Source organism: Streptomyces sp. P5F9, from assembly GCF_057961495.1.
Map to the genome: position 1 here is coordinate 1 of NZ_JBXVPZ010000328.1, position 10867 is coordinate 10867.

Here is a 10867-nt window from a genome sequence, read left to right on the forward strand (position 1 = left end):
CCCGGACGGTCCGGCGGGTCGATTGCCGGACCGTCCGTCGCGTGGGCTGTCGAGCGATCTGCCGGGCGGCGTGTCGGATGGCATGTCGGGGGGATTGCCGAGGCGTCCGGCGCACGGGGTGTCGGGCGGGGTGTCAGGCGGTCCGGCGCACGGGTTGGCGGCCGGGTTGTCGGGCGGTCCGGCGCACGGGTTGGTGGCCGGGGTATCGGACGCGTCGTCGGAGGTCTTCGTGAAGACCGGCGACATCCCGGCGATGTGGCTGCGGGACAGCACGGCGCAGGTCCGCCCTTACCTGGCCGTGGCCACGGACCCGGAGGTCGGCGACGTCCTTGCCGCCGTCTCGCGCCGCCAGATCCGCTGCGTCCTGCTCGACCCGTACGCCAACGCCTTCAACGACGGCCCCACCGGCGCGCACGGCGAACCCGGCGATCTGCCCACGCCGGGCGACTGGGTGTGGGAGCGCAAGTACGAACTCGACTCCCTCTGCGCGCCGTTGCAGCTCGCGTACGCACTCCGCCGGGCGACGGGCCGCGAGGACCATCTCGACGAGGCGTTCCACCGCGCCGCCTGGCTGATCGTACGGCTGTGGCGGGCCGAGCAGTCCCACGCGCACCGGCCCTACCGGTTCGTCCGGCCGTCCGGCCCCTTCGCCGGCGACAGCCTGCCCCTCAACGGCCGTGGTGCGCCGGTCGGTTGGACCGGGATGACGTGGTCGGGCTTCCGGCCGAGCGACGACGCGTGCACCCACGGCTATCTGATCCCGGCCAACGCGCTGGCGTCGGCGAGCCTGCACGGCCTGGCCGAACTGGCGGCGGCGGTCCTCGACGACACCGAACTCGCCCATGAATGCTGGCGGTTGGCCGACGAGATCGACGCCGGAATCCTGGCCCACGCGGTGACCGAGGTCGACGGCGCTTCCGTCCTCGCCTACGAGGTCGACGGCCTCGGCGCGGCGTTGATGTGCGACGACGCCAACCTTCCGAGTCTGCTGAGCCTTCCGCTGAGCGGCTGGTGCGCGCCGGAGGACCCGTTGTACCGGGCCACCCGGCGCTTCGCGCTGTCCGAGGCCAACCCCTCCTACTTCAGCGGGAGTTACGCGTCCGGTATCGGCAGCACGCACACGCCGGACCGCCACATCTGGCCCCTGGCGATCGCCACCGCCGGCCTGACCGGCAGCGCGGACGAGGCGGCGCGGGCCCTGGAAACCCTGGCCGCCACCACCGCCGGTACCGGCCTGATGCATGAGAGTTTCCATGTCGACGCGCCGAGCCGGTTCACGCGGGACTGGTTCGGGTGGGCGAACGCGATGTTCTGCGAGCTTGCGCTGGAGGTGTGCGGGGGCGGGGTGCGGCATCTGTTTCCGGTGCATCCTCGGGCGTTGCCGGTGGCACCGGACGCGGGAAGCACACCTTCCTGACGTCCCGTCAGCCGTCGAGGCCTGAACGGGGCCTGGGCGGCTGACTCCCGTTGCCAGGCGGCCCGTTCCGGATCCGTACGCCGCGCCCGAACCATCACCCTCCCGCACCCGGAGGAGCCCGCCGTGCTGTGTGGGCCCAACCCTGGAGAGCGACACCCCTGACCGTCCGAGCTCAGGGCGTGATGGTGAGGGTGCCGTAGTCCGAGAGGTTGGTGAGGTTCAGCTGGCTCAGGGTGGCCGCCCCGCTCGTGCTGCCCGGCATCACGATGTGGCTCAGCGCTACACCTGAAATGGGCGCGCCAGGAAGGCCGTTGATGCGCGCGGCGGTCACACCGGCGTTGCGGACCCGGACGTTGGAGATCGTGACGCCGGTGATCGGGCCGATGCCCGCCGTGTTGCCGGTCATCATGGCGAGCCAGGTCCGGTTGTCGTCGTTCTTGTAGCTGAGCCGCTCGATGTCGATGTCGTCGAACTTGAGGTTCGTCGCGGCTGCCGTGCCGTACCTAAGGTGGACGCCGATGCCCACCGCCGCGTCGTAGACGACGTGCTGGAAGGTGACCTTGTTCTGCGACTCTTGAAGTGCTCTCCCGGCTGAAGCCGGGAGATTCCTGCTTACCTTGCGGCAGCGGGCTTGACGCGCTTCGCGCGCCTGACGACTGCCCTCCCGGCAGCCGGGACGAGCGCGTGGCCCATCCGGTACAGGTGCAGGATGTTGCGGGCCGCGTTGTGGTCGGCGTTGCCAGTCCATCCGCAGTCGGGGTTCTTGCACACGAACAGGGCCTGGGTCTCCCGGCTGCCGGGCGTGATGAAGCCGCACGCGGAGCAGCGCCGGGAAGTGCCCTGGGCGGGGATCTTGGCCAAAGTGCCGCCTTGGCGGGCGAGCTTGTACGTCAGCAGGGTGACCGTGCGGCCCCACGCCTCCCCGCTGATCGAGCGGTTCAGCCCGGACTTCTGGGCGACCTTCCTGCCTGGCTGGTCCGCGGTTCCCTTTGCGGACTTGACCATGTTCGTGATCTGGAGTGCTTCCACCACGACTGAACCGTATGTGTCGGCGATCTTGGCGGTGGTCTTGTGCTGCCAGTCCAGTGCCCGGCGCTTGGCTTTCGCGCGGAGCCCTGCGATCTGGTCGTAGGTGTGGTGCAGGCGACGAGAGGTGCGTTCGCCGGGCTTTCGGTGCTTCTTGCGGCGGGCGGCGCGCTGCTCAAGATCCAGGAGCCTGGCCTGCTCCCCGACGGTCAGCCATTCGCCGTGCTCGTATGTCTCGCCGTCGGACAAGGCCAGGGGCACGGTGATGCCGACGTCAATGCCGATTTCCGGCCCCTGGTGGGGTTCAGGCTGTGGTTGCAGGACCTGGACACGGAAGGCGATGTGCCAGCCGAGCGGGTCTTTGACCAGCCGGGCGCCGGTGATCCGATTCTCCTTGTCGGCCTGCTTGCCGACGGGGAGGTTCTTGGTCCAGCGGAACCGGACACGGCCGATCTTCGGCAGGGTGGCCATGCCCCACCGGCGGTGGACACGGACGATGTTCAAATCCCGGCCCTGCGGCACGTCCACGGTCAGGGCAGTGCGGAAACGGGCCTTGAAGTTCGGGGCGTCCGCTCGGCCGTCCCAGCAGTTCTTCCACGCCTGAAAATAGGTTTTCAGCACCGCTTGGGCGGCCTGAGCAGGAAGGACGGCGAGAAAATCGATGTCCTGGCGGGCCTGGCGGATCGCGGCGTCCGCCTGTCCGAGAGTCCGCTTCTCCTTCGGCATCATCTGCCACCAGGCGTGCAGGAGATTCCACATCGCGCGGGCCGCGTGCGCCTGGCTGTCAGCCTTGAGCGCCATGGCAGGGGGCAGTGCAAGCCGGGCACGGTGCCCGAACTGCCGTGTCCCCACGCCGCGATCACTCATGGATGACACTATACGGTATTGGTTTATGTCACCGCTGGAATCCAAACCCTGATGTGCGCACGGGCCGTCACGTCGTCCACAGCCTCCATGTCCACTTGGCTTTTGTCACCAAGCACCGGCGGGGAGCATTCACCGACGCCATGCTGACCCGCACGGAGGAGATCATGCGCGAGGTCTGCACGGACTTCGAGGCCGAACTGAAGCAGTTCACCGGCGAACAGGACCACGTCCACCTCCTCGTCCACTACCCGCCCAAGGTCCAGCTCTCCAAACTGGTCAACAGCCTCAAGGGCGTCTCCTCTCGACGCCTGCGCCAGGAGTACGACAGCCACGTCCGCAGGTATCTGTGGGGTGGGCACTTCTGGTCCGGCTCCTACTTCGCCAGCTCATGCGGCGGAGCACCCCTGACCGTCGTACGCCAGTACATCGAAGACCAGCAGCACCCCATGAGCTGACGCAATCAGCGCATGCCCGTGCCCACACGCACCGTCAGAACAGTCCCGAGATGGCGGCCCTCATCCCCGACGCAAACGACGGCATGACCACATTGATGGTCTGGACCGCAGCCGCCTAGCGTGCGGAGCCGCCGACCGTCACTCCCTTGTCACCTCAGGACGAACCTCCGCCTCCCGGGACTCAACTCCCGCAAACAGAACGGCGATCCCTCGGTCCGCTCCCGAATCGCTGCCATATTCGAGAACCACTTCGGAGGTGGCTGTGACGCTAGAGGCGACGACATCCCTGACGGCAGTGACACCCGCGGCGGACGGGACCGCCGGACGCATCGGCGATCTGGAACACCGGCGGGCACAGGCAGTTGCCACGGCCGCGCCGAGAAGACAGGGCGCTCTCGGTGCGCGGGAGCGCGTCGAACGGCTGCTGGACGCGGGCTCGTTCGCGGAGACCGGCGGGTTCGTGCGGGCGCGGGCGATCGGGGATGGTGCCCAACGCCCTTACGGCGACGGGGTCGTGACCGGGTACGGCACGGTGGACGGACGGCCGGTGTGCGTCTTCGCGCAGGACTCCACGGTCTTCGGCGGCAGCATGGGCGAGGCCTTCGGTGAGAAGACCGTGGCCCTCATGGAACTCGCCCTGAAGACCGGCTGCCCGGTCGTCGGCCTCAACGACTCCGGCGGCGCCCGCATCCAGGAGGGCGTCAACTCCCTCGCTCTCTACGCCGAGTTGGTGCGCCGGAACGTGAAGGCGTCCGGGGTGATCCCGCAGATCTCCGTCGTCCTGGGCCCGTGTGCGGGCGGTGCCGCCTACTCCCCCGCCATCACCGACTTCACCGTGATGGTGGACGGCGCCTCGCACATGTTCGTCACAGGCCCCGACGTCATCGAGGCGGTCACCGGTGAACGCACCACCGCCGAGGAGCTGGGCGGCGCCCGCACCAGCAACTCCGTGAACGGCAACGCCCACTTCCTCGCCGCCGACGAGGGCGACGCGCTCGACACCGTACGCGACCTGCTCTCGTACCTTCCCGCCAACAACCTGGAGCGGCCACCCGAGTACGCGCCCGGTTCCGTCGCCGACGGGGGGCCGCTCGACGGAATCGTGCCCGACCGGCTCGGACAGGCCTACGACATGCGGGACATCCTGCACGCGGTCGTCGACGACGGTGAACTCCTTTACGTCCAGGAGCTGTTCGCGCCGAACATCATCTGCGCGCTGGCCCGGGTGGAGGGGGCGAGTGTCGGGGTCGTCGCCAATCAGCCGCTGCACTTCGCCGGTGTCCTCGACATCGACGCCTCCGAGAAGGCCGCGCGGTTCGTACGGTTCTGCGACGCGTTCGGCATCCCGCTGCTGACCTTCGCCGACGTTCCCGGTTACCTCTCCGGCGTCCGCCAGGAGCGGGGCGGCATCATCCGGCGCGGCGCCAAACTCCTCTACGCGTACGCCGAGGCGACCGTCCCGAAGGTCACCGTCGTCGTGCGCAAGGCCTACGGCGGGGGATACGCGGTGATGGGCTCCAAGCATCTCGGCGCCGACCTCAATCTCGCCTGGCCCACCGCTCGTATCGCCGTCATGGGCGCGGAGGGTGCCGTCGGCGTACTGCACCGGCGCCAACTCGCCGCCGCAGCCGACCCGGAGGCTCTGCGGGCCGATCTGGTCGCCGCGTACGAGTCCACGCACGGGACGCCGTACCCGGCCGCCGAGCGCGGGTACGTCGACGACGTGATCGCGCCGCGCGACACCCGCGCCCATGTCAGCCGCGCCCTGCGCGCCCTGCGCGGCAAGCGCGCCCCGATGCCGGAGCGGCGGCACGGCAACATCCCGCTCTGACCGCCCTGTTCACCTCGTTCACCCTCGTCAGCCGACACCGCGATGTTCCGCGATGTGAGGAGTCACGCCCGATGGACAGCCGCCGCCCCGCGCTCGCCCCCGCGTACCGGACTCTGCCCGAGTACGTGCGGCACTGGGCCGAAGTCACCCCGGACCGCCGGGCGTTCACGTTCGTCGACCATCCAGCCCCCAACTCCCGTGGTGTGCACCGCACTCTCACCTGGCAGCGGCTGGATCTGCGGGTACGGGCACTGGCCGCGCGGGTCGCCGAGCACGCCGAACCCGGTTCGCGGGTCGCCCTGTTGTGTCCGCAGGGCACGGACTACGTCGCCGGTTTCCTTGCGGCACTGACGGCCGGGATGGTCGCCGTCCCGTTGTACCCACCCGGCCTGCCGGGGCAGGGCGACCGTCTGGTCGGGGTGTTGGGGGACGCACGCCCGTCCATCGTGGTCACCACAGAACGCGCTCTGCCCGAGGTGACGGACTTCTGCGAGCGCGCACAGGTCACCGTCCTCGCGGCGGACCGGGTACCGGACTCCGCTGCCCTCAACTGGCAGGCGCCCGCGCCGGATTCGGCCGCGACCGCCTACCTCCAGTACACCTCCGGCTCCACCCGCACTCCGGCCGGCGTCGAGATCACGCACGCCAACGTCGTCGCCAACGCCCGCCAGGCGCTCGCCGCTTACGGTGCCGACGCGCACCCGACGACCTGCGTGGGCTGGCTGCCGCTCTACCACGACATGGGGCTGGTGCTCAGCGTCGCGGCCCCGGTCGTACGCGGCCTGCTGTCGGTGCTCATGGACCCGGCCGCGTTCCTGCACGAACCGGTGCGCTGGCTACGGCTGTTGGCCGCGCATCCGCAGGCGCTGAGCGCCGCGCCCAACTTCGCCTACGACTACTGCGCCTCCGCCGTCACCGGGGCGCAGAAGGAGGGGCTGCGGCTGGACGGGGTCGCCGCGCTGATCAACGGCAGCGAACCCGTCCGGCCCGGCACCGCCGACCGTTTCCAGGCCGCGTTCGCCGCGCAGGGGCTCGCGGCGGAGGTCCACTGCCCGTCGTACGGGCTCGCCGAGGCCACCGTCTTCGTCAGCGCCGCCCGGCCCGGCCGACCGCTCGGCCGCTTCGCCCTCGACCGTGACGCGCTCGCCGCCGGAAAGGCCCTGCCGGCACGGCCCGATGACCCGCGAGCCGTGCTACTGGCCGCCTGCGGTACGCCGGTTGGGCAGCGCGTGCGCATCGTCGATCCGGTCGCCCGCGCCGTGCTGGTCGAGGGCGAGGTCGGGGAGATCTGGGTGCAGGGTCCCAATGTGGGGCGCGGTTACTGGAACAACTCCGCGCAGAGCAAGCGCGTCTTCGGCGCCACGCTCGGCGAGGACGCGCCGGGCAGTTGGCTGCGCACCGGCGACCTCGGGACCGTGCTGGAGGGGCAGTTGATCGTCACCGGCCGGCTCAAGGACCTCATCGTGATCGACGGCCGCAACCACTACCCGCAGGACGTGGAGGCCACCGCCCAGGACGCGCATCACGCCGTACGACGCGACCGGCTCGCCGCGTTCGGGGTGCCGGGTGGCACGGGCGAGCGGGTGGTGCTCGTCGCCGAGCACGCGCGCACGACCAGCCTCGTCGACATCGACGTACCGGCCCTGGCGCGGGCCGTACGCGCGGCCGTCTCCGCCCGGCACGGGCTACGCCTCGCCGACGTCGTCCTCGTCGCACCGGGCACCGTGCCCCGCACCTCCAGCGGCAAGGTGTCCCGGGCCCTGACCCGCACCCGTTACCTGGAGGGCGCCTACACGGCGGAGACCGCGGTATGACGGCCACCGACACGAGAGCGCTGCTGCGCGGCCGGATCGCGGAACGGGTCTCCGAGTGGAACAACACCCCTGTCGAGGACGTCCCGTTGGACCGCCCCCTGGCCGACCTCGGCATGTCCTCACGGGAAGCGGTCGTGCTGGCGGGCGAGTTGTCCACGCTGACGGGCCACGAGTTGCCGACGACCCTGCTGTGGGAGGCGCCGACCGTGGACGCGCTGGTGGACCGGGTGTGCGGTACGGCCACGCCAATTGCCGTACAGGGCGCCCCTGTTGCTGTGGCGCCGGGCGAGCCCGTGGCGGTTATCGGGATCGGCTGCCGGCTACCCGGCGGGGTGCGCGGACCGGCCGACTACTGGCACCTGCTGCTCGACGGCATCGACGCGATCAGACGTGTCCCCGAGGACAGATGGACCGACTTCACGGCGTACCCGCCTCCCGAAACACCGCTGCACGGCGGCTACTTGGACGACATCGCCGGGTTCGACGCCGACTTCTTCCGCATCACTCCGCGCGAGGCCGCGGTGATGGACCCCCAGCAACGCATCCTCCTGGAGGTCGTCCGCGAGACCCTCGACCACGCGGCCGTCCCCGCGACCGCCCTCGCGGGCACGGCCACCGGCATCTACGTCGGCGTCTCGGCCCCGGAGTACGGACAGCTCACCGGCGCCGACGCGAACGCCGTCGACCCCTGGGCCCCGGCGGGCGCGGCGCTCAGCGTGACGGCGGGCCGACTGGCGTACGTCCTGGACACCCGCGGCCCCAACATGGCGGTGGACACGGCCTGTTCGTCCTCCCTGGTCGCCGTGCACCAGGCCTGCGTCAGCCTCCGCACGGGCGAGACCGACACGGCGATCGCCGCCGGAGTCAACGTCCTCCTCTCCCCCGTCGTCGGCGTCGCCTTCGAACGAGCGGGCGCGCTCGCCCCGGACGGCCGCTGCAAGCCCTTCTCCACGGTGGCCGACGGCATCGGCCGCGGTGAGGGCTGCGCGGCGGTGCTGCTGAAGCGGCTGTCCGACGCGGAACGGGACGGCGACCGTGTCCTCGCGGTCATCCGCGCCACCGCCGTCAACTCCGACGGGCGTTCCAACGGCCTGCTCGCCCCCAACCCGGCTGCCCAGCAAGCCCTGTTGACCACCGCGTACGCACGGGCCGGACTCACCCCGGCCCACATCGACTACGTCGAGGCGCACGGCACCGGCACCCCGCTCGGCGACCCGATCGAGGCGGGCGCGCTCGGCGCGGTGCTGGGCACCGGCCGTGACCCCGAACAGCCGTTGCTGCTCGGCTCGGTGAAGGGGAACCTCGGTCATCTGGAATCCGCGGCGGGCATCACCGGCCTGGTGAAGACGGTCCTCGCGCTCCACCACGACCTCGTCCCACCGTCGCTGCACGGCAACACCCTCGACGACACACGGCTGCGCGTGGTCACCGAGCCGGAACCCTGGCCCCGCTACGGCGGTACGGCCACCGCAGGCGTCTCGGGCTTCGGGTTCGGCGGCACCAACGCCCATGCGGTACTGGAGGAATGGCGGCCCGCCCTGCCCCCGTTGGAAGAGTCCGGCGCGCGCCTCCATCTCCTCTCCGACGTCGACACCGAGCGGGTCCGAGACACCGCGTCCCGCCTCGCCACGTGGCTCCGTACGCCCGAAGGGAGCGCCGCCCGTCCGGCCGACGTGGCGCGCACGCTCGCGGGACGCGCGGGGCGTGGGCCCGTGCGCGCTGCGGTCGTCGCGCGCGACGGGGGCGAACTGGCGGATGCGCTGGGCGCGTTGGCACAAGGCGGCAGCCCGGATGCGCGAGTGGTGACAGGTGACCGTGATCTCGTGGGGCGGGGTCCGGTCTGGGTGTTCTCCGGATACGGCAGCCAGTGGACCGGCATGGGGCGTCAACTGCTCCTGGAGGAACCGGCTTTCGCCGCCGCCGTGGAGAAGCTGGACGCGCAGGTCTCCGACGTGTTCGGCTTCTCCCTCCACGAGCACCTGGCCTCCGCCGGGGATCTCGACCGCCTGGATGTCGCTCAACCCGTGTTGTTCTGCCTCCAGTTGGCGCTGGCCGAGCTGTGGCGGTCGTACGGCGTCGAGCCGGTCGCCGTGATCGGCCACTCCCTGGGCGAGGTGGCCGCCGCCGTCTGCGCGGGCGCGCTGGATGTGGCGGACGCGGCCCGGGTGGTCGCCGTACGGGCGCGGCTGCTGGGGCAGTTGCACGGGGGCGCGATGGCCGTCGTAGACCTGGATGACGGTGAACTTCCCTCCCTGGAGCGGGACGTCCCGGGTGTGTACGTCGCCGTCCACTCCTCGCCCCGGCAGAAGGTCGTCACCGGTGACGAGATGGCGGTCGCCCGCCTGGTGCGCCGACTGGAGGAGCGAGGGCGGGCCGCCCGGGTCATGCGGGTCGTCGGCGCCGGACACTCACCTCAGGTGGACCCGCTGTTGCCGGGACTGACCGAGGCCCTCGCGGATGTCCGGGGTCGGCCGGTACGCGTCCCTGTCTACTCCACCGTGCTCCACGACCCGCGCGGGGCCTGCGAGTTCGACGCCGATCACTGGGCCACCAATCTGCGTCGGCCGGTACGCCTGGACCGTGCCCTCGCAGCCGCCGCGTCGGACGGTCACACCGCCTTCGTGGAGATCTCGCCGCACCCGGTCCTGGCCAGGTCCATCGCCGACAACGTGCCCGGCGCCGTCACTGTCGGCACGTTGCGCCGCGACGCGGACGGATCCGCCGCGTTTCTCAGGGAGTTGGGGGCCTTGTACGCGGCGGGACTGAACCTGCCCCTACCGTCCGGCCGGGTCATCGACCTCCCGGCACCGCGCTGGCGGCACGTCCGGTACTGGTGGACCGACGGCCGAACTCCCGTCGCCACAGCGCCCGCAGCCCACCGTTGGGCCGAGCCCGCCCCGAACGCCGAAGACTCGGTGACCGCCCGCGTCAGCCGCCACATTTCCACCGTCACCGGTCACCCGGCAGCCCGTATCACCCCCACCACGGCGCTGACCGACCTCGGCCTGGACTCCCTCGTGGCCGTCCGCATCCGTACCGCCCTGCAACGCGACTTCGGTGTCGAGCTGCACCTGCGCGATCTGTTCGACGCCGTCACAGTGGCCGAAGTGGCGGAACGGATAGGTCAGTTGACCGACACGCCATCCCATCTCCCTCCTCTTTTCCTCTTCCACGCCGCGGGCGGGACCACCGACGTCTACCGCGCACTCGGCGAACGCGTCGGCGAGGACCGGCCGGTGCACGGACTGGACCGGATCGAGGACGCCCACACCGTTTCCGAGAAGGCCCGCCGCTACACCGAGGCGATCACCGCCGCGCATCCCAACGGGCCTTGCGTGCTGGCTGGTTGGTCCTTCGGCGGTTTCGTGGCGCAGGAGACGGCGCGCCAACTCACCGCCGCCGGACGGGACGTCGAACTCGTCGTGCTCATCGACTCCGTACGGCCCCTCCCCCAGCC

At 70.9% G+C, this 10867-nt stretch carries 7 protein-coding genes; 5 read left to right on the forward strand and 2 right to left on the reverse strand.

Annotated features, from left to right (window positions below; genetic code table 11):
• Positions 1–130 precede the first annotated feature (130 nt).
• Positions 131–1417, forward strand: a complete 1287-nt coding sequence (locus tag AC31A1_RS36490) for a glycoside hydrolase family 125 protein (RefSeq protein ID WP_489657417.1) — start codon at positions 131–133, stop codon at positions 1415–1417.
• Positions 1418–1589: 172 nt separating this feature from the next.
• Here AC31A1_RS36490 and AC31A1_RS36495 read toward each other — a convergent pair whose 3' ends face one another.
• Both AC31A1_RS36495 and AC31A1_RS36500 read right to left on the reverse strand, forming a co-directional pair.
• Positions 1590–1943, reverse strand: coding sequence for a hypothetical protein (locus AC31A1_RS36495; RefSeq protein WP_489657418.1), 354 nt, complete (start codon positions 1941–1943; stop codon positions 1590–1592).
• 86 nt (positions 1944–2029) lie between these two features.
• Positions 2030–3310: an RNA-guided endonuclease InsQ/TnpB family protein gene (locus tag AC31A1_RS36500; protein ID WP_489657419.1), complete on the reverse strand. Its 1281-nt coding sequence runs from the start codon at positions 3308–3310 to the stop codon at positions 2030–2032.
• A gap of 2 nt (positions 3311–3312) precedes the next feature.
• Between AC31A1_RS36500 and tnpA the strand changes: the two genes are divergently transcribed.
• The 4 genes from tnpA to AC31A1_RS36520 all read left to right on the forward strand — a co-directional run.
• Entirely contained in the window at positions 3313–3765 is a 453-nt protein-coding gene (tnpA, locus tag AC31A1_RS36505) for an IS200/IS605 family transposase (protein WP_489657420.1), read from the forward strand.
• Between the two features lie 295 nt (positions 3766–4060).
• The gene (locus AC31A1_RS36510; RefSeq protein WP_489657423.1) at positions 4061–5596 is read left to right on the forward strand and encodes an acyl-CoA carboxylase subunit beta; all 1536 of its coding nucleotides are present in this window, start codon (positions 4061–4063) and stop codon (positions 5594–5596) included.
• Between the two features lie 71 nt (positions 5597–5667).
• Positions 5668–7410, forward strand: coding sequence for a fatty acyl-AMP ligase (locus tag AC31A1_RS36515; protein WP_489657421.1), 1743 nt, complete (start codon positions 5668–5670; stop codon positions 7408–7410).
• Positions 7407–10867 (forward strand): type I polyketide synthase (locus AC31A1_RS36520; protein WP_489657422.1); only part of this gene is annotated, 3461 nt, incomplete at its 3' end. The genes AC31A1_RS36515 and AC31A1_RS36520, both read left to right, overlap by 4 nt.

Excerpts from the sequence above, each read along its gene's own strand:
- AC31A1_RS36500 (WP_489657419.1), bottom strand. The coding sequence starts at position 3,310 with ATGAGTGATCGCGGCGTGGGGACACGGCAGTTCGGGCACCGTGCCCGG.
- tnpA (WP_489657420.1), top strand. The coding sequence starts at position 3,313 with ATGACACTATACGGTATTGGTTTATGTCACCGCTGGAATCCAAACCCT.
- AC31A1_RS36515 (WP_489657421.1), top strand. The coding sequence starts at position 5,668 with ATGGACAGCCGCCGCCCCGCGCTCGCCCCCGCGTACCGGACTCTGCCC.